Origin of the sequence: Glycomyces terrestris (genome assembly GCF_003933745.1) — a bacterium.
GTDB classification, from domain to species: domain Bacteria; phylum Actinomycetota; class Actinomycetes; order Mycobacteriales; family Micromonosporaceae; genus Glycomyces; species Glycomyces terrestris.
This window is the reverse complement of sequence record NZ_RSEB01000008.1, coordinates 15,506-34,621: the sequence shown is the minus strand read 5'-3', so window position 1 is coordinate 34,621 and position 19,116 is coordinate 15,506. Positions and strand designations below refer to the sequence as shown.

Annotated in this window: 19 protein-coding genes; 12 read left to right on the top strand and 7 right to left on the bottom strand. The window is 73.4% G+C overall.

Annotated features, from left to right (window positions below; translation table 11 throughout):
* The first annotated feature begins 52 nt into the window (after positions 1-52).
* Together EIW28_RS22545 and EIW28_RS24420 are read left to right on the top strand one after the other, a co-directional pair.
* Complete coding sequence (locus EIW28_RS22545; protein ID WP_232014162.1) at positions 53-940, top strand: RNA polymerase sigma-70 factor; 888 nt, start codon at positions 53-55, stop codon at positions 938-940.
* A gap of 51 nt (positions 941-991) precedes the next feature.
* Positions 992-1,684: a hypothetical protein gene (locus EIW28_RS24420; protein ID WP_158630509.1), complete on the top strand. Its 693-nt coding sequence runs from the start codon at positions 992-994 to the stop codon at positions 1,682-1,684.
* Here the strand turns inward: EIW28_RS24420 and EIW28_RS22535 are convergent.
* A complete protein-coding gene (locus tag EIW28_RS22535) occupies positions 1,681-2,415 on the bottom strand; it encodes an SDR family oxidoreductase (RefSeq protein ID WP_125249973.1) in 735 nt (244 codons plus the stop codon). The two genes, EIW28_RS24420 and EIW28_RS22535, sit on opposite strands and share 4 nt — an antisense overlap.
* A 146-nt stretch (positions 2,416-2,561) precedes the next feature.
* Here EIW28_RS22535 and EIW28_RS22530 point away from each other — a divergent pair, with 146 nt between their 5' ends.
* The 7 genes from EIW28_RS22530 to disA all read left to right on the top strand — a co-directional run bounded on the left by EIW28_RS22530 (position 2,562) and on the right by disA (position 11,029).
* Positions 2,562-3,575, top strand: a complete 1,014-nt coding sequence (locus tag EIW28_RS22530) for a family 43 glycosylhydrolase (protein ID WP_125249972.1) — start codon at positions 2,562-2,564, stop codon at positions 3,573-3,575.
* 104 nt (positions 3,576-3,679) lie between these two features.
* Complete coding sequence (locus tag EIW28_RS22525) at positions 3,680-5,053, top strand: ABC transporter substrate-binding protein (protein WP_125249971.1); 1,374 nt, start codon at positions 3,680-3,682, stop codon at positions 5,051-5,053.
* A gap of 494 nt (positions 5,054-5,547) precedes the next feature.
* Complete coding sequence (locus EIW28_RS22520; protein ID WP_125249970.1) at positions 5,548-6,456, top strand: carbohydrate ABC transporter permease; 909 nt, start codon at positions 5,548-5,550, stop codon at positions 6,454-6,456.
* Entirely contained in the window at positions 6,453-7,295 is an 843-nt protein-coding gene (locus EIW28_RS22515) for a carbohydrate ABC transporter permease (protein ID WP_125249969.1), read from the top strand. The genes EIW28_RS22520 and EIW28_RS22515 overlap by 4 nt, the downstream gene beginning before the upstream one ends.
* A 4-nt stretch (positions 7,296-7,299) precedes the next feature.
* Entirely contained in the window at positions 7,300-8,637 is a 1,338-nt protein-coding gene (locus EIW28_RS22510; protein ID WP_125249968.1) for a Gfo/Idh/MocA family protein, read from the top strand.
* Between the two features lie 452 nt (positions 8,638-9,089).
* Positions 9,090-9,683, top strand: coding sequence for a hypothetical protein (locus tag EIW28_RS22505; RefSeq protein WP_125249967.1), 594 nt, complete (start codon positions 9,090-9,092; stop codon positions 9,681-9,683).
* Positions 9,684-10,006: 323 nt separating this feature from the next.
* Positions 10,007-11,029: a DNA integrity scanning diadenylate cyclase DisA gene (gene disA, locus EIW28_RS22500; RefSeq protein WP_408612238.1), complete on the top strand. Its 1,023-nt coding sequence runs from the start codon at positions 10,007-10,009 to the stop codon at positions 11,027-11,029.
* A 21-nt stretch (positions 11,030-11,050) separates the two neighbouring features.
* On the opposite strand, the gene EIW28_RS22495 is transcribed toward disA, so the two are convergent.
* Positions 11,051-11,707: a hypothetical protein gene (locus EIW28_RS22495; protein WP_125249965.1), complete on the bottom strand. Its 657-nt coding sequence runs from the start codon at positions 11,705-11,707 to the stop codon at positions 11,051-11,053.
* A 314-nt stretch (positions 11,708-12,021) separates the two neighbouring features.
* Here EIW28_RS22495 and EIW28_RS22490 point away from each other — a divergent pair, with 314 nt between their 5' ends.
* Entirely contained in the window at positions 12,022-12,930 is a 909-nt protein-coding gene (locus tag EIW28_RS22490) for an HhH-GPD family protein (RefSeq protein WP_232014155.1), read from the top strand.
* Between the two features lie 353 nt (positions 12,931-13,283).
* On the opposite strand, the gene EIW28_RS22485 is transcribed toward EIW28_RS22490, so the two are convergent.
* From EIW28_RS22485 to EIW28_RS22470, 4 genes are all read right to left on the bottom strand, one after another.
* Complete coding sequence (locus EIW28_RS22485; RefSeq protein ID WP_125249963.1) at positions 13,284-14,141, bottom strand: PrsW family glutamic-type intramembrane protease; 858 nt, start codon at positions 14,139-14,141, stop codon at positions 13,284-13,286.
* Positions 14,141-14,671 carry a hypothetical protein gene (locus EIW28_RS22480; RefSeq protein ID WP_125249962.1) on the bottom strand — a complete coding sequence of 177 codons (531 nt, stop codon included), beginning with the start codon at positions 14,669-14,671 and terminating at the stop codon, positions 14,141-14,143. The genes EIW28_RS22485 and EIW28_RS22480 overlap by 1 nt, the downstream gene beginning before the upstream one ends.
* A gap of 378 nt (positions 14,672-15,049) precedes the next feature.
* Entirely contained in the window at positions 15,050-15,271 is a 222-nt protein-coding gene (locus tag EIW28_RS22475) for a BldC family transcriptional regulator (protein WP_112134444.1), read from the bottom strand.
* A gap of 207 nt (positions 15,272-15,478) precedes the next feature.
* Positions 15,479-16,312, bottom strand: a complete 834-nt coding sequence (locus EIW28_RS22470; protein ID WP_125249961.1) for a hypothetical protein — start codon at positions 16,310-16,312, stop codon at positions 15,479-15,481.
* Positions 16,313-16,465: 153 nt separating this feature from the next.
* On the opposite strand from EIW28_RS22470, the gene EIW28_RS22465 reads away from it, so the two are divergent.
* Positions 16,466-17,536, top strand: a complete 1,071-nt coding sequence (locus EIW28_RS22465) for a Glu/Leu/Phe/Val dehydrogenase dimerization domain-containing protein (protein ID WP_125249960.1) — start codon at positions 16,466-16,468, stop codon at positions 17,534-17,536.
* 294 nt (positions 17,537-17,830) lie between these two features.
* The gene (locus tag EIW28_RS22460; RefSeq protein WP_125249959.1) at positions 17,831-18,133 is read left to right on the top strand and encodes a DUF3073 domain-containing protein; all 303 of its coding nucleotides are present in this window, start codon (positions 17,831-17,833) and stop codon (positions 18,131-18,133) included.
* 248 nt (positions 18,134-18,381) lie between these two features.
* On the opposite strand, the gene EIW28_RS22455 is transcribed toward EIW28_RS22460, so the two are convergent.
* Positions 18,382-19,059 carry a hypothetical protein gene (locus EIW28_RS22455; protein WP_125249958.1) on the bottom strand — a complete coding sequence of 226 codons (678 nt, stop codon included), beginning with the start codon at positions 19,057-19,059 and terminating at the stop codon, positions 18,382-18,384.
* Between the last annotated feature and the right edge of the window lie 57 nt (positions 19,060-19,116).

Sequence of the window (19,116 nt, the reverse complement as noted above, 5' to 3'; positions counted from 1 at the left end):
GCGGCGCTCACTCCCGGACGCCGGGAGCGCTCGGATGCGCTTAGATTGCCGGGTGGCAATCGGAGAGCCGGAGCGCGGGAGCGGTCTCGACGGGGCGGCCGCCGTCTTCACGGCGGTGCGGCCGCGCCTGTTCGGGATCGCGTACCGGATGCTCGGCAGCGCGAGCGAAGCCGAGGACCTCGTCCAGGAGGTGTGGCTGCGCTGGCAGGCGTACGACCGGGAGTCGGTGGCCGAGCCGGGGGCGTTCCTCGCGACGATCGCGACGAGGCTGTCGATCAACGCGTTGCAGTCGGCGCGGGCGAGGCGCGAGACCTATGTGGGTCCGTGGCTGCCGGAGCCGGTGGACGCGGCCGCGGACCCGTACCTGGGCGCGGAGCGCGGTGAGGCGCTGGAGTACGCGACGCTGCTGCTGATGGAGCGGCTGTCGCCGAACGAGCGGGCGGCGTACGTGCTGCGCGAGGCGTTCGACTACGCGTACGACCAGATCGCCGAGATCATCGGCACTTCGGCGGTGGCGGTGCGGCAGCTGGTGAGCCGGGCGCGCCGGCACATCGCGGACGGCCGCCGCTCGCGGCCGGACCGCGACGGCCAGCGGGCGCTGCTGGAGGCGTTCATGGCGGCGGCCCGGTCGGGGGACATGGCGGAACTGGAGCGGCTGTTCGCGGCGGACGTGGTGAACACCTCCGACGGGAACGGCGCGGCCAAGGTCGCCCGCAAGCACTTGGTGGGCGCCGCGCGGGTCGCGAAGTTCCTCGTGGCGATCGACTGGCTCTGGGAGGACGTGGAAGTGCACCGGACCGAACTCGCCGGCCGAACCTGGGCCGTGCTCCGCCGGGACGGCGCCGTCTACGCCGCCCTCACGGTGGACGCGACCGACGAGGGCATCGACCAGGTCCTGTGGCTCGTGGCCCCAGAAAAACTGGGCGCCTTCGCAGACTGAACAACCAAGGGCGGGCAGGGTGGGGGGCGGGGGGGGGAGGGGCCCTCCCCCTTGCGACTCTCCGCAATAGCCGGACGATCCGCCATCGAACCCCGGCACCGAGGCGCGGCAACCCCACTCGATCCGAATCGCCCAGTCGATGCCGCAGACAGGTCGGCATCCGGCATCCGGCATCCGGCATCCGGCATCCGGCATCCGGCATCCGGCATCCGGCATCCGGCATCCGGCATCCGGCATCCGGCATCCGGCATCCGGCATCCGGCATCCGGCATCCGGCATCCGGCATCCGGCATCCGGCATCCGGCATCCGGCATCCGGCATCCGGCATCCGGCATCCGGCATCCGGCATCCGGCATCCGGCATCCGGCATCCGGCATCCGGCATCCGGCATCCGGCATCCGGCATCCGGCATCCGGCATCCGGCATCCGGCATCCGGCATCCGGCATCCGGCATCCGGCATCCGGCATCCGGCATCCGGCATCCGGCATCCGGCATCCGGCATCCGGCATCCGGCATCCGGCATCCGGCATCCGGCATCCGGCATCCGGCATCCGGCATCCGGCATCCGGCATCCGGCATCCGGCATCCGGCATCCGGCATCCGGCATCCGGCATCCGGCATCCGGCATCCGGCATCCGGCATCCGGCAGGAGTATCGCGCCCCGAAGACGGCCCGGCAAGTGCGGACCGCTCAGGTCGGTTTCGGCCCGCGCGGCCTGCGCCGCGCGGGCCGCGGCGCGCTAACGCGCGAGCCACTCGCGGTAGGTGAGCGATGAGAGGACCGCGTCGGGGCCGGCGATGAGGGCGTCGCCCTTGACCGCCGCGAACATGCCAGCGGTGTCGTCGACGACGACGTTCCGCTTGTCCCCCTTGGCTTCGAGGGTGATCCGGCCGAGTTCGTCGAGTGTGAACACCTCGGGCCCGGCGACGTCGCGGGTCCCGCGCAGCGGGGCGCCGGCGGTCGCGTCGGCGACGGCCCGCGCGATGTCCTCCGACGCGATCGGCTGCACGCGCGTGTCCGGCAGGCGCACCGTGTGCTCGTCCGACGTCCACGACATCACCGCGGGCACGAACTCGAAGAACTGCGTGGAGCGCACGATCGAGTAAGGCACCGGCCCGGCCTTGAGCACCTCCTCCTGCAGCACCTTCGCGCGGTAGTAGTCCAGGTCCGGCACCTGGTCGACGCCGACGATCGACAGCACCACCGCGTGCCCCACCCCGGCCTCGGCCGCGGCGGCGAGCAGGTTGTCCATGCTCGTCCGGAACCACTCGATCGACGCCTCGTCGAACGTCGGCGAGTTCGTCAGATTGACGACCGCCCCCGCGCCCTCCAGCGCAGCGGCGAGCCCCTCGCCGCTGATCAGGTCGACGCCCGTGGACGGCGAGTGCGGCACCGCCTCGTGCCCGGCGTCGCCGAGGAACTTGACGACCTGCGATCCGATGAGCCCGGTACCGCCCATGACAGCGATCTTCATTGCAAACCTCCGGTTCCGCGGGGCGGCCGGTGCCGTCCCGTCGACAGCTGAGACAAGGTGCGCCGGGGGTTTGTGACATCGTCGCGCGGCGCGGGTCGAAAAAACGCCGGTTCCCGCCCCGGCCCCGCCTTGATAGCGTTTGCGGCATGAGCGAGCCCACCGCCTTCCCGCTGCGCCTCCCCGAGATGCCGCTGCACGATCCCTTCATCGTCGCCGACGCCGAGTCCGGGCTGTACCACCTCTACACCTCGAACCTCGACTCCAGCGGCACCCCCGGCGTCGGCACGATGGTCTACCGCTCCCCGAACCTCCGCGACTGGGCCGAGCCGGTCCCCGTCTTCCTCGTCGCCGAGGAGGGCGCCCCCTGGGCAGTCCACGGCGCCTGGGCGCCCGAAGTGCACCGCTGGAACGGCCGCTGGTACCTCTTCACCACCCTCCACGACACCGACGCGCCCCTCCCGGTGCCGCGGCCCGGCGAGTACGGGACCCCGTTCCCGGTCGTGAACTACCGCCGCTCCACCGTCGTCGCCGTCGCCGACGACCTCACCGGTCCCTTCCGGATGCTCCGGCCCGCGGCGCCGATCCTCCCCGCCGAGCTCATGACCCTCGACGGCACGCTCTTCACCGGCGACGACGGCCGGCCCTGGATGGTGTACGCCAACGAATGGCTCCAGCGCATCGACGGCACCGTCGAGGCGTTCCCGCTCAACCGAACCCTGGACGCCGTCGACGGCGACCCGGTCGTCCTCTTCCGCGGCTCCGACGCCTCCTGGATCACCCGCGAACTCCCCGCCGGCGTCCCGCACCAGATCGCCCCCTACGTCACCGACGGCCCCCAGCTCCACCGCTTCGGCGACGCCCTCGTCTGCCTCTGGTCCACCTACGAGAAGAACCGCCTCACCGGCGGCGGCATCGACGGCGACTACGTCCAGACCTGGGCCGCCTCCCGCACCGGCCGCCTCGAAGGACCCTGGGAGCAGCGCGAACCCCTCGTCCGCGGCGACTCCGGCCACGGCATGCTCTTCACCTCCTTCGCCGGCGAACTCCTCCTCGTCCTCCACCGTCCCTTCACGAACGCCCGCGGCAAGCTCTACGAGATGCACTGGGACGGCGCCGAACTCAAGGTCGTCCGCCAGCGCACCGACCTCGACGGCGACTGAGACGGCACGCCTCTCCGCACACGCAGGGGTACCGTTCGACCACCCTCGGCCGCTATAGTGCGGATTGGATGCTGTTCGCGCCGATTCGCCCCTTAGGAGCGGCTATGAGGACGATGATGACCTGCATGGCGGCCGCGACGCTGGTGCTCGCCGCGTCGGCGTGCAGCCCTGAGGAGACCGAGGACGGCGACGGCTCGATCGTCTTCTGGACCCCGTACACGACCCCGGAGCGGATCGCGGCGCAGCAGCCGGTGATCGACGCGTTCACCGAGGCCACCGGCATCGAGGTCGAGATGGTGCCGCTGGAGCCCGACCAGATGGGACAGACGCTCGTCACCGGGGCCGCCTCGGGCGACGTGCCCGACGTCATCGCGCACAACCCGTCCAGCACCGCGGCCTGGGCGGCGCAGGGGCTGCTGGACGACGAGGCGCCGCAGGAGGTCGTCGACGCGCTCGGCGCGGACACGTTCTCGCAGGCCGCACTCGACATGGTCACCGTGGACGGCGCCCTGCACGCCGTGCCCTCCGACGGGTGGGGCCACATGATCGCCTACCGCACCGACCTGTTCGAGGCCGCCGGGCTGGAGCCGCCCGAGTCGGTGGCCGACCTCGCCGACGCCGCGGAGGCGCTCCAGGCGGACGGCTTGGCGGGCATCGCGATCGGCACGACGCCGGGCGACGTGTACACGCAGGAGGGCATCGAGTCGATGCTGCTGCCGTTCGGGTGTCGGCTGGCCGAGGACGGCGAGGTCGCGATCGACTCGCCCGAGTGCGTCGAGGGTCTCGCGACCTACCAGCGGCTCGCAGCCGCGGCGGGACCGGCGCAAGTGGACGTCGAGGCGGCGCGGGCCGCGTACCTGTCGGGGTCGGCGGCGATGGTGCTGTTCTCGTCGCACTTCGTCGACGAGGCGGCCGGGCTCGACGTCGACAACCCGGTCACGTGCGCCGAGTGCGCGGAGGACCCGCGGTTCCTCGCCGAGCACACCGCGTACCTGACCACGTTCACCGGCAACGGGACCGAGACGCCGGCCGTGTACGGGCAGACCACGAACTACGGCATCCCGGCGGGCGCGAACACCGCGGACGCGAAGACGTTCGTGGAGTACATGCTCTCCGACGGGTACGTCGAGAACCTCGCCTCGGCGACCGAGGGCCGCATCCCGGTCCGGCCCGGGCCCGAGGCCGGGTCGACCGAGTACCTCGACGCGTGGGCGGAGCTGCCGTTCGGGAACGACGACGCGCAGCAGGTGTCGATCGCCGAGGTGTACGGCCCGGAGCTCGTGGACCGGATGGCCGCCGGCGCCGAGGAGTTCACCCGCTGGGGCTGGGGCACCGCGGACGCCGAGCTCGCCGGGATCGTGTTCTCCCAAACGATCCTCGCCACCGAGGCGGAGGCGCTGTTCGAGGGCGCCGACCCCGCGGAGGTGGCCGTGGACATGGCGGCCGCGGTCGAGGCGGCGCAGCAGGACCTCGGCTGATGGCCGCGCCGGAACCCGGGAGGCCCGACCCGGATTCGAACACCGGCCCCGCACCGGTGTCGGCCCCCGGTGGCACCGTTGAGACCGGGGGCCCTTCCCCGGCGGCCCGACGCGTTTCCGGTGTGCCCTCGGCTTCTTCGGGTGCTCCCGTCTCGCCGGCGGCTCCCTCGGACGGCAGCGGCGGTTCGGACCGGGATTCGAACAGCGGCGTCGAGGCGGTGTCGGACCCGCCTGGCACTGTTGAGACCGGGGGGCCTTCCCCAGGGCCTGCGAAGGCCCTTGGCATGCCCAGCGGTTCGGACCGGGATTCGAACACCGGCACCGGAGCGGTGTCGGACCCGCCTGGCACTGTTGAGACCGGGGGCCCTTTCCCAGCGAATGCGACGGTCCTTGGTGTGCCCGGCGAGTCGGGTGCCGATGGAGTCGGCCGCGCCGGGCCGGCCAGCGCCCGGTCGGGGCCTGGACCGGACCGGTGGCGGCGGAAACCGCTCACGATGTCGCGGCGTGAGGACCTGCAAGGCCGGCTCCTGGTGGCGCCCACCGTGCTCGTGGTGTTCGGGTTCGCGGTGCTGCCGTTCCTCGCGGTGGTGCTGTTCGCGTTCCTCGACGTGCGGCTGGTCGACATCCCCCGCCTCTACCTCGACGAGCTCGATTTCACCGGCGACAACATCGCGGCCGTGTGGGGCTCGCCGCGGTTCTGGTCGGCCGCCGGGACCACGGTCGTGTACGCCGGGGCGTCCTCGGCCGGAGCCGTCCTGGTGGGGCTCGCGGTCGCGCTCGCCCTGCGGCGGCCCTTCCGCGGGCGCGGACTCGTCAGGGCGCTCGTCCTCGTGCCGTACGTGCTGCCCGTGGTCGCCGCGGCCACCATCTGGAAGACGCTCCTCAACCCCGGCTACGGCCTGGTCAACGCGGTCGGCACCGAGTGGCTGGGCTGGCGCGAGCCGATCGCGTTCCTCACCACGACCAGCCGCGACCTCGGCCCGGTCGAGGTCCCCGTCGCGCTCACCACCGTGATCGCGTTCGAGGTGTGGAAGACGTTCCCACTCGCGTTCCTGTTCATCACCGCGCGCCTCCAGGTCGTGCCCGGCGACATCGAGGAGGCCGCGCAGATCGACGGCGCCGGGAAGACCCGCGTGTTCTGGCACCTCCTCCTCCCGCAGCTCGCCGGGGTCATGGCGCTCCTGGCCGTGCTGCGGTTCCTGTGGTCCTTCCAGAACTTCAACGACATCTACCTCCTCACCGGCGGCGCCGGCGGGACCGAGGTCCTCGCCGTCCGCGTCTACACCGAGCTCGTCGTCCGCGCGAACATCGGCACCGCCGGCGCCACCGGCCTGCTCATGACCGGGATGCTCCTGGGCGTCGTCGCGGTGTACGCCTGGATGATCAAGCGGGAGAAGGCATGAGGAGCACCGAGGACCGCGTGCTCGGCGTCCTGCGCTGGGCCGTCATCGCCGTCGCCGTGACCGTGACGGCCGGGCCGCTCCTGTACGGGGCGCTGCTGTCGCTGCGGCCGTTCCAGTCCGTCGTCTCCGAACCCCTCGAACTGTTCCCGGCGCCCGGCGAGCTCACGTTCGCGTCCTACCCCACCGCGATGGCCGAGTACGGGCTCGGCGGGAACATGTGGAACTCCCTCCAGGTCGCGCTCGCCACGGCCGCGCTCGCGATCGTGCTCAGCGTCCTCGGCGCGTACGCGGCGGTGCGGCTGCGGTTCTTCGGGCGGAACGCCGTCAACGTCGTGTTCCTCGGCGTGTACCTGCTGCCGGGGATCGTGCTGGCCGTGCCGCTGTTCGTGCTCCTCAGCCGGCTCGGCCTGACCGGGAGCCTCGCCGGGCTCGTGTTCGTGTACGTCGCCCAGACCGTGCCGGTCGCGCTGTACATGCTCCGCACCTACCTGGTCGCGGTACCGTCCTCTGTGGAGGAGGCGGCGATGATCGACGGATGCGGGCGGCTCGCCCTGATCCGCCGGGTGGTGCTCCCGATGGCGCTCCCGGGCGTGGCCGCCACCGCCCTCTACGTGTTCATGATCGCCTGGAACGAGTACCTGTTCGCGCTGCTGTTCCTCGTCGCCGACCGCGACCGGTGGACGGTGTCGCTCGGGATCGCGCAGCTCACCGAGTTCTCGGTCCCCACCACGGTCCTCATGGCCGGGTCGATCGCGATTACCGTCCCGGTGGTCGCCGGGTTCTTCCTGGCGCAGCGGCTCCTGGTCACGGGCCTGACGTCGGGCGCGGAGAAAGGGTGAGGGCATGATCCGCCTCGGCATCCTGGGGGCCGGCGCGCGCGGCTCCGACGCGTACGGGCGCTGGGCTCTCGAACACCCCGACCGGGCCGCGGTCGCCGCCGTCGCCGACCCGGTCGCGCACCGCCGCGACCGCCTCGGCGACCGCGCCGGCGTCCCCGCGGCGCACCGGTACCGGCACTGGCGCGACCTCGTCGCGGACGCCGCGGCGACCGGCCTCGACGCGTTCGTCATCGCCCTCCCCGACCGGCTGCACGTCCCGGCCGCGCTCGCCGCCGCCGAGCACGGCCTGCCGATCCTCCTGGAGAAGCCCGCCGCGACCACCGAGGAGGACCTCGAACGGCTCGCGGCCGCGGCCCGGAACCTGGACGCGCACATCTGGGTCGGGCACGTCATGCGGTACCAGCCGTTCTGGCGCACCATCCGGCGCCTCGCCGACTCGGGCGCGATCGGGCGCCTGGTCACCATCCGCATCGAGGAGAACATCGGGTTCTGGCACTACGCGCACTCGTACGTGCGCGGCAACTGGCGCAGCCTCGCCGCCTCCAGCCCCATGGTCCTCGCCAAGACCTGCCACGACCTCGACGTCATCCGCTGGTTCGCGGGCGAGCCGCCCGCCACCGTGTCGTCCTCGGGCTCGCTCGCGTACTTCCGGCCCGAGCACGCCCCCGCGGGCGCGCCCTCGCACTGCCTCGACGGCTGCCCCGCGGCCGACGCGTGCCCGTTCTACGCGCCCCGCTACTACGCCGAGGCCCTCGCGGGCACCGACGGCTGGCCCGTCGCGCTCCTCGGCGACGACCCCACCCCGGCCGGCCGGCTCGAAGCGCTCCGCCACGGCCCCTACGGGCGCTGCGTCTTCCACTGCGACAACGACGTCGTCGACCACCAGCAGACCGTCGCCGAGTTCCCCGGCGGCCTCACCGCGGTCCTGTCGACCTCGGCGTTCACCGGCCAGAACACCCGCACCGTGCGGCTGACCGGCACCGCGGGGGAGATCGCCGGGAACCTGCGCACCGGCGGCCTCGAGATCGACCTGTTCTCGCCCGCCGCATCGCTCCCCGACCTGCCCGAGGCCCGGCCCGGCCGGTCGTACACGCGGGAGCCCATGGGCCACCGCGTGTTCGAGGTCCACGCCGGGCCCGTCACCGCGACCGGCGAACCCGACCACCGGGGCCACTCCGGTGGCGACGACGCCCTCGTCGACGCGTTCGTCACCGCCCTCGAACAGGGCCGCAGCGAACGCGCCGCGCCCGACCTCGAGGCGTCCCTCGACAGCCACCGCATGGCGTTCGCCGCCGAACGCTCCCGCCTCGCCGGCACCACCGTCCACTGGGGGAGGACGTGAGCCGGTAGCGCGGGCCCGGTCCGGCTCTGGGGTCGGTGCCGCTTCGCCTGGCCTTCCCGGGCGGCTGCTCGGCGGGGCCGCACGGTGAGGGCTGCACGGTGAGGGCTGCTTCGCGGCCGGCCGGGCGGGGCCGTTCCCGGGAGGCGCGTGGCCGCCCAGCGGGTCCGCTTCGCCTGGCCTTCGCCGGGCGGCCGCTCGGTGAGGGATGCTTCGCGGCCGACCGGGGTCGTTCCCGGGAGGCGGGCGGCCGCACGGTGAGGGACGCTTCGCGGCCGGCCGGGCGCGGACTCGGGAGGCGGGCGGCGCGAGGTCGGCGCGCCCTCGTGACGACGCATCCGCCGCCCGCGGTCGCCGGTCCGCTGCGGAGACCGGCCAGTCCATGCGAGGCCGCGTCCGCTCGGCCGTGGCGGGGTTCGACGCGGCTGACTACAGTTGCGGATCGGAGGTGAGCCGTGCGCAGGAGCTCGGAATGGGTCGTCGTCGAGCGCAGTTCACCCACCCGCCGCATCTCGTCCCTCGCGCTGTACGCGGGCGCGTGCGCCGCCGGGATCGCGGCCCTGTTCTGGCTCGTGCACACCGAGCCGGCGCGGCTCGACTCCGGGGAGCCGAACCCGGTCGCGGCCCTGCCGGGGTTCTTCACGGTCATGGCGCTCATCGGCGCCGCGTGCTTCCTGGTGCCGCTGGTGCGGCCGCCGAAACTCATGGTCAACCACTTCGGCCTGCGGGTGCGCCCCAGCTTCGGGAAGGCCCTGATGATCCCGTGGAGCAACATCGAGGAGCTGGCGGCGATCCACGTCGGCTCGAAGCGCCGCGGCACCTCCTACCTGCTGTTCGCCGCCGACGTGTACCTCGGGCGGGGCGGCTCCGACCGGCCCGGGTTCATCGGGCGGTCGGTGCTGCGGGAGGCGAACCGGGCCACCGAGGGCCTCGTCGCCGGATTCGACCTGGCCGTGCGGTGCAAGGACTTCGCGCCGGAGCCGCAGCAGCTGCTGGCCCGGCTGGCGTCGTTCGCGCCGGGGCACGTGCAGGTGGTAGACCGGCTCTGAAGCGCGCCCGCGGCGGCCCGGGACGGATGTTCGCCGCCGGCGAAACCCCATCGGCCCCATCGCAACAGGAGGGTCCGGGTGCCCGCCACCAGGCGGGATGTGCGGCTTGCCCCAAATGCCGGTCCCTGCCTCGCGCGGCCGATCCGTACACTGGAGGCGATCCGACCCCCGCCGGACGCGGCGGCGCTCGCGAGCCGGGACTCCGGCCCGGTCGCGCGGGGTCGCCTCAACCGCCCGGCCAGGCAGCGCCGGCGGACCGTCCAGCATTGGGGGTACCCGTGGCGTCGATCCCGGACGAGGGCCTGCGCGCGACCCTGGCGACCATGGCGCCCGGCACCGCGCTCCGCGACGGCTTGGAGCGCATCCTGCGCGGCCGCACCGGCGCGCTCATCGTCGTCGGCTGCGACGCTGTCGTCGAGCGCATCTGCACCGGCGGCTTCGAGATCGACATCGAGTTCTCGGCGACGCGCCTGCGCGAGCTGTGCAAGATGGACGGCGCGGTGGTGCTCACCACCGACGGCTCCCGGATCGTGCGCGCCGGCGTGCACCTCATGCCGGACCCGTCGATCCACTCGAACGAGTCGGGGACCCGGCACCGCACGGCCGAGCGCGTCGCGATCCAGACCGGGTTCCCCGTGATCTCGGTGAGCCAGTCGATGCACACGATCGGCCTGTACATGGGCGACATCCACCACCTGGTGGAGCCGTCGACGCAGATCCTCTCGCGCGCGAACCAGGCCCTGGCGACGCTGGAGCGGTACAAGCTCCGCCTCGACGAGGTCGCGGCGAGCCTGTCGAGCCTCGAGATCGAGGACCTCGTGACGATCCGCGACGCCGTCACCGTGCTCCAGCGCCTGGAGATGGCGCGGCACATCGCCGACGAGGTCGAAGGGCACGTGATCGAGCTCGGCACCGACGGGCGACTCCTCGCCCTCCAGCTCGACGAGCTCATGGCCGGAGTCGACACCGACCGGGAGCTCGTCGTCCGCGACTACCTGCCGGACGACGCCGACCACCGCAAGGCGCTGCACGCCGTCGACCAGATGAGCTCGCCCGAACTGCTCGACCTCATCGCCGTCGCGCGGGCGCTCGGATACCCGAACGCCCCGGACGTCCTCGACCGGCGGGTGAGCCCGCGCGGGTACCGGATGCTTGCGAAGGTGCCGCGGCTCCCGGAGGCCGTGATCGAGCGGGTCGTGGACCGGTTCGGGGCGCTGCCGGAGCTGCTCGGCGTCACCGTCGAGGAGCTCCAGGACGTCGACGGCGTCGGCCCCGGCCGGGCGCAGAGCATCCGGGAGTCGCTGACCCGGCTCGCCGAGGTGTCGATCCTCGACCGGTACCTGTGACCGGGCGCCGGGTGAAGCGCGTCAGGTGAGGCGGAGCGCGGCGGGCGACGAGACCGCGTCGCCGAGGCGGGCGCGCAGCTCGTAGTCGCCGGCGGGCAGTTCGCGGCGCGCGCCGCGGCAGCCCTCCTCCGAGGCGAGGCCGTCCACCGTGAACTCGACGGTCTGGCCCGCGCCGCCGCTGAGTTCGACCTCCTCGCCCTGCGGGGTCTCGCAGTGCGCGGTGGAGTAGACGACGTCGGAGCCGGCCGCGAGCTCCACCGCGACCGAGCGCAGGTCGGCCGTGCACGGCGTGTCGGCGCCGCTGGCGACCAGGACGCTCACCGGGACCTCCGCGCCCGAGCGGACCTCGTCGAACGCGGCCACGACCTGGAGCATGAGCTCCTCGGCCGGGCAGGGCTCGACCGGCGGCGGGGTCGGGGACGGCGACTCGCTGGGCGACTCGGTCGGCTCGGGGATGTAGGGCCGCGGCGCGGAGGCGTCCTGCTCGGGCGGCGTCCACTCCTGCTGGGCCGCATCGGCCTCGCCGGCCGCCTCCCGGTCGCCGCCGCCGAGCGCGTTCAGGCCGACGACCACGAGGGCGACGAGCGCGAGCACGGCCCCCGCCACGATCGCGCGCCGCTTCCAGTAGACCGACTCCGGCTCCGAGCCCTTCACGAACCTGCCTTTGAAACCCTCCACGCGGGGACGCTAACGCAGCCCGCCCTCGCCGCAGCGGAATGACACGCATCACACCGTCCCCCGGACGGGTCGCGGCCCGGCCCGAACCGTCGCACCCCCGTGCCAGGGTGTTGGACCGGGGGCCCGCGACACCGCCCGCCGCGGAGTCGCCCCTGCCCGGAAACCGCCGGAACCGGCCGCCCCGGCGGACCTGCCCGCGGCGGACCGGGATGTCGGACCCCCGTGCCAGGGTTTGCACCGGGGCCCAGTGTTCCGAAGACCATGCGGGCTGCCCGCTTCCGGCGATGTCGGACCCCGCGCCGACAATGGAGGGCATGCGCGCCGCCACCGAGACCGCCGAACCGGCCCTGCCCTCCCCCGACCTGCTCGCCGAGCGCCTCCTCCCCTGGTTCGACGCCCACAACCGCACCGAACTGCCCTGGCGCCGGCCCGGGACCACCGCGTGGGGCGTCCTCGTCTCCGAGATCATGAGCCAGCAGACCCAGGTCGCCCGCGTCGCCCCCGTGTGGGAGGCGTGGATGGAGCGGTGGCCGACCCCCGCCGACCTCGCGGCCGCGCCCACCGCCGACGTCCTGCGCGAATGGGGCCGCATGGGCTACCCGCGGCGGGCCCTGCGCCTCCAGGAGTGCGCGGCGATCATCGCCGAGGAGCACGGCGGGACCGTCCCCTCCGACCCGGCCGAGCTCGAGCGGCTCCCCGGCATCGGCACCTACACCGCCGCCGCGGTCGCGGTCTTCCACTACGGCGGCCGGCACGCCGTCGTCGACACGAACGTCCGCCGCGTCGTCGCCCGCCTCGGCGGCAGGAGCGACGCCGGCGCGGCCACCACCAGGGCCGACCTCGCCGCCGCCGAGTCCCTCCTCCCCGAGGACCCCGCCACCGCCGCACGGGTCTCGTTGGCGCTCATGGAACTCGGCGCGCTCGTGTGCACCGCCCGCAAGACCGAGTGCGGCGCCTGCCCCGTCGCCGACGCGTGCGGCTTCTCCGGCCAGGAGCTCCCCGCCGGCCCGAGCCGCAAGCGCCAGCGCTACAAGGGCACGAACCGGCACGTGCGCGGCGAGATCATGGCGCTGCTGCGGGACGCCGACGGGCCGGTCGAGCGGGCCCGGATCGACGCGGTCTGGACCGACCGGCGCATGGTCGACGAGGCCGTCGCGCAACTGATCGAGGACGGCCTCATCGGGACCGACGAAGCGGGACGATTCGAACTCCCGAGTCGGTGACAAACGGCCCCGCCGCTGCTAGCGTGGGAGTTGAGAGAACTTCACGATGCTCGGTCGGCACCGATCCGAAGGATCGGCGGCCCCGGGTCCAACCCCGCCGGTCACCGCGGCGGGGCACCGGACGGGCCTCCGGGTCCGGCTCACCGCCGGTGCCGGGACCGATCGCCTACCGCGCGGCCGCCCCCGTGCGGCCGGCCAGGAACACGACGACGCGGCTCGCGCCATCCACCGTCGCGTCGACCGCGGACCGGTCGCCCGTCATGCGGGCCGCGAGGGAGCGCGCGCTTACGGCGCCGCGGCCGGGCAACGGCAATGCCGTCGGGGTACCGCGCGCTCAGACCCGGGCGGCATTGCTACGCGTGCACCGCGACCGGGCCCTCGGTCCGCTTCGCCCACCGCACCAGCCACCACACGACGAGCACGGCCGGCAGGCCCTTGAGCATGACGCCGCCGAGGACGCCGAGGGCCCCGAGGCCGAGGCCGTCGCGCAGCAGCGGCGAGTTCCACACCGCGTGCAGGACGATGACGCCCGCGACCGATCCGGCCGCGGCCCAGGCGGCGCGGCGCGTCCTCCTGGTGGCGGCGTAGGCGATCCCGGCGCCCGCGATCGCGGTGAAGACCGCGTGGCTCCACAGCCCCGCGAGGACGCCGCGGACGACGAACACGGCGACGACGGGTGCGACGGCGTCGCCGGCGCGGTTGACGACCGTGCTCGACATCGCGAACGCGTACCCCTCCACGATCTGGAAGCCGACGCCGCAGAAGGCGCCCAGGACGATGCCGTCGAGGACGCCGTGGAGGCGGCCCCAGAAGATCGCGACGACGAGGACGACGCCGGCGGCCTTGACGACCTCCTCGACGACGGGCGCGGCGAGGACCGGCGCCCACCGCTCGGCCCAGGCGGGCCCGCGGGCGGTCGCGAGGAGGCCGTGGAGGGCGCGGGAGCCGAACAGGGAGGTCATGACGGCGACCGTGGCGCCCCAGGCGAGGCCGAGCAGGAGCGCGGCGCCCGGGAGGGCGAGCCGGTCGGCGAGGCGGCGGCGCATCGTCCAGAACGGGAGCGCGAAGAGGGAGAACAGGACCAGGGCGGTGGCGCCGGCGCGCGGGTAGGCGAGGGCGACCGGGAGGGTGTTGTACAGCAGCAGGATCGCGGCCGCGCCGATGAGGAGCGCGGCCGTCCACTGGGCGGGTGAGGCGGGGTCGGGGCGCATCAGGCGGCCCCGAAGGAGACCCGGGCGATGAGGGCGTCGATGCGGTCGACGGTGGCGGCGTCGAGGGAGGCGCCGCGGGCGGTGACCTCGGCGCGGGTGTCGTCGTGGACGAACGCGCACGCGAAGCCGGCGCCGGTCTCGGTGACGAAGCCGCGGCCGGCGCCCTCGACGCCGTCGGCGGCGCAGTCGCGCGGCTCGGTGAGCTGGACGCCGGGCTGCACTTCGAGGAGGCGGGCCATCTCGTCGGCCAGGTACTCGGCGTCGAAGCCGTAGGGTCCGGCGACGGCGATCTCGACTTCGGCGCCGCCGACGAGGAACTCGGCGCGGCCGGACTCGGGCCGGTAGTGGCCGGGGCGCATCAGGGTGTCGGCGGGGGCGGTGACGGTGACGCCGTCCGCGAGGGTGAACCGCTCGCCGCCGACGTCGACGGCGGGGGAGACGGCCTTGTTCAGGAGGGGGACCGCGAGCGCGAACAGCAGGACCGCGGCGGTGACGGCCGCGGCGACGGCGAGGCTCCTCAAGCGGGACACACCGCAAGCGTCGCATGTGATTCGCGGCGTTGCATCGGTAATGCCCGGGTACGGGCGGAGTTGCCGCGATGGCGGTGCTTCGCGCTGCGGCGGCAGGGGTTCGCGTGGCGGGGGCGCACTCGCGGGGCGGCGGTGCGCCGTGCCGGCCGGGACCTGGTTCAGGGGTCCTGCGGCCGGCGTCGCGTTCCGCATGCGGTCGTTCGGGGCGGGCCCTGAGGGAGGGCCCGCTGCCTCGCCGGTCGGGGTCGGCCCGGAGCTGTGGACCGCGGTTTTCTCGTCGGGGCGGGGAGGCCGGAAGGGTGGTCCGGCCTCGGACTGGTTCCTTGCGCCTCGTCGCCCGGTCGGTGGCGGGAGGCGGTGTCGCGCCGGGGGTTCCGGCTAGTCGGCGGCCTCGCGCTGGACGGGGATGTCGCCGTTGATCAGCGCGCGGATCTCGGACTCGCGGTAGCGGCGGTGGCCGCCGAGGGTCCGGATCGCGGAGATCTTGCCGGCCTTGGCCCAGCGGGTCACGGTCTTGGGGTCGACGCGGAACATCGCGGCGACCTCAGAGGGGGTGAGCAGGGCCTCGGATTCCACCGGAAGGTTCAGCTCTGTCGTCATCGTTCGTTCTCCTCCACACACGGGCTGCGAATCACCGGCTGCCGAGCCTTGATTCGTTCCTTCTGCAATCGTCCGGCCTGTCGTAGATGTCCGACATAGTCCGAACGGCCGATTTTGCTTGGACTTTCCGCTCGGCCAGGTCATCCGAGTGATCACTCCACAAGCGAACGTCCTGGCTGCGGGCTCGGCCGCGCGGCGGACGCGAGATCAGTTCAGGCGTTCCGCGAGACGACGATCACGCCAGCGGTCGACAAGGCGCGCATAGCATTCCTGGGCCTCCTCGGGCTCGGAGGCGCCGAGGTGGTCGAGGGCCTGCCAGGTGAGGTCGACGGAGTCCTCGTCGCGGAGCTCGTCGGGGGCGAGCCGGGAGACGAGGCCGCCGTAGTCGAGTTCGACGATCGAGTCGCGGTGGAAGCCGTCGAGCCAGCGGCCGGTCTCGGCGAGGGCCTCGGCGAGTTCGGCGCCGTCGCCGAACTCGGACCGCACCAGGTTGCGGGCGACGGCGAGGCCGGTGCGGGACTTGGCGATCGGGGTGCGGTAGCGCAGCAGGCTGAGGCCGGGCTGGATGACGAGTTCGCGGTCCTCGGGGCGGACGCACGCGAACCAGCGCAGCGGGACCGACCAGGAGGCGACGTGCTCGTGGGCGTCGGCGGGGGCGGCGTGGCGGTCGGCGCCGTCGTCGAGGGCGACGACCTCGGCGGCCGAGGAGAGGAACTCGGGCGGGAACAGGGCCTCGGCCACGGCCTCGGGGGTCAGGCGGCGCACTTCCAAAGCGGCGGAGGCGATCCGGTAGCGGAGGTTCCACGGGCACACGAGCGGGTCGCCCTCGCCGCGGTCGATGACGTAGGCCTCGCGGCCGAAGGAGGGGACGCCCCGCCAGGGCCATCCGATGCGCTCGTACAGTGCTTCCCGTCGGATGCGGGGGCCTTCGAGCGGGTCGACCGCGCGGCCGGACGCGGCGTACGCGCGCCAGTAGCCGGGGTCCGCGAAGGCGCGGGCCGGCTCGTAGACGCGCAGATAGGACGCGTTCGGTGCGTGCACGAGCCAGATACTTCCATAGTCATATGCTGGTGGCGTAGGCATACCCGCGCTACGACGAGGAAGCGGCCGCGACCCGGCCGCGCCCCTGGGCGCCGCCCGGCGCGCACCGCGCTCCGGGGTCCGACCCCCGAGAGAAGAACTGGAGAGCAAGCCATGAGCATCTTCGACGCGACCGGCCACGAACAGGTCGTGTTCTGCCACGACCCCGACAGCGGGCTGCGCGCGATCATCGCGGTGTACTCGACCGCGCTCGGCCCCGCCCTGGGCGGCACCCGCTTCTACCCCTACGCCTCCGAGGAGGAGGCCCTCCAGGACGTGCTCCACCTGTCGGAGGGCATGGCGTACAAGAACGCGATCGCCGGGCTCGACCACGGCGGCGGCAAGGCCGTCATCTGGGGCGACCCGGCCGTCGACAAGAGCGAGGCGCTGCTGCGGGCCTACGGCCGGTTCGTCGAGTCGCTCGGTGGGCGGTACGTGACGGCGTGCGACGTCGGCACCTACGTCGAGGACATGGACCACGTGGCGCGCGAGACCCGCCACGTGTCGGGCCGCAGCCCCGAGGCCGGGGGCGCGGGCGACTCCTCGATCCTCACCGCGTTCGGCGTGTTCCAGGCGATGCGCGCGGCCGCCCAGCACCGCTGGGGCGCCGTGGACCTCGCCGGGCGGACCGTCGGCGTGGCCGGGCTCGGCAAGGTCGGGCGCCACCTCGTCCCCCACCTCATCGAGGCGGGCGCCGAGGTCGTGGCGTGCGACGTGAACGACGCGGCGATCCGGTGGGTCCGGGAGCGGTTCCCGCAGGTGCGCCTCGTCGCCGACGCCGACGAGCTCATCGCCTCCGGCATTCACGTGTACGCGCCGTGCGCGCTCGGCGGCGTCCTCAACCACGGCACGCTGAAGACCCTGGACGCCGAGATCGTGTGCGGCGCGGCCAACAACCAGCTCGCGTCGCCCGAGATCGCCGACGAGCTCGACCGGGCCGGGGTCCTGTACTGCCCCGACTACGTGGTGAACTCGGGCGGCGTCATCCAGGTCGCCGACGAGTACGACGGCGCGTTCGACTTCAAGCGGGCCGAGCGGCGCACCGCCGGGATCTTCGCGACCACCGGCCGCATCCTCGACCGCGCCAAGGGCGAGGGCACCACGCCGCTCGCGGCGGCGAACGCCCTGGCCGAGGAGCGCATGGCCGCCGTCGGGCGGCTCCAGCGCGTGCGCCTGTTCCGCTAGCGGAGGCCCGGGAGGGATCCTATGGGATGCTCGGCACATCCTATAGGATCTTCGGAATCGTCGCTTGCACTCCGTCGCGGGACGGTCGCGGACAGTGGGAACGAATCTCACGATTCGGGCGGATGTTCGTCCCGGTCTGGTGGTCATCGCCGGTAATCTGTGGCATCCAACTCACGGCCCGGGATGCAGTGGGGCGCCGCGAGCCTGTACCGTAGGAGCCACGAAGAGATTGCAAGCATTCCGGGGCGCCTTAACGGCTGCCCCGATGATTTCTGTGCGAGGGGGTCGAGCCATATGGGGCGCGGCCGAGCTAAGGCAAAGCAGACCAAAGTGGCCCGGAAGCTCAAGTACCATGCTCCGAACACCGACCTGCGCGCGCTCGAGCGCGAGCTTGGGGGCGGTCGTGAGGACGAGGTCGACATAGAGCCTCCTCCCGAAGAGGAGCCGGACCCGTACGCCGCTTATGCCGACGATCGGTACGGCGGAGACGAAGACGATCTCCGCGAGGATGACTGGCTCCCGCCGAAGAAGCAGTTAGCGCTGCGGCCCACGGGGACGCCCCCGGCTCGTGCCAGCACGACCGGACGTCGACCGTGAGCATGGCGGGCCCGCCCGACCGATCTCCGCAATCTCCATATCCAGCACGGACCTGCGTCTCCACTGCGCCGGCCCGGTCCCGCTCCCGCCGTCCGGCTCCCCCGCGAGCCGCGGCGCCGGCGGGGCTGGAGCAAGGACTTCGGATGTCGGCGGACGACGCGATGTCCAATATGCACGAAGAGAGGCGGCGCGGCCGCGGTCTCGAGCGAGACCCGGCCGCGCCGCCTCTTCGGCTGCCCGGGGCGCGGCTACTGCTGCGGCGCCTGGGGCCACTGGTTCTGCTGGGTCTGCGGGGCGGCGGCCGGCGGGACCGCGGGCTGCTGCCCGGTCGGGTAGCCGGGCGCGGCGGCCGGAGCCGCGGGGGCCGCGGCCGGGGCCGGCGACGCCTTGCCGGGGACCATGAGCGCGCCGGCCACGAACAGCGCGTACGCGCCGATGAGCAGGAGCGCCCCGATCCAGGCCGACGCGTCCGATCCCGACGAGCCGTCCGGCAGCGACAGCAGGTCGTACAGGAACCCGGCCAGGAAGACCGCGGCGCCGGCCAGCGTCAGCGCCTTCCACAGCGGCCGCAGCCGCTCGCCGGCGAACAGCGCCAGGGCGAACATGACGATCACGGCCGTCAGGACCGACGGGAACCCGAACAGGTGGGCGGCCACGTCGACCTGGAGCTCCGTGGAGTCGGAGGTGCCGGTGATGAGTCCGGACAGGGCCAGAGCGCCGAGGCCCGAGAGCCCCAGGATCGCCGGGAGCGAGGGCACGCCCAGGCGGTCGAACAGCGACGGAGCCGGAGGGGCGTAGGCCGCGTACTGCTGCTGGGCCTGGTACTGGGCCTGCGGGGACGCGTAGGGCGCCTGGGCGTAGGGCTGCCCGGGCTGGCCGGAGGTGGGCTGCTGCGGGTACCCCGCACCTGATTGCTGTTCACTCATGCCCTCATCATGCCTTGGACGGGCAAATGGGCGCACCCGGGTTGCGAAGCCCGCGAC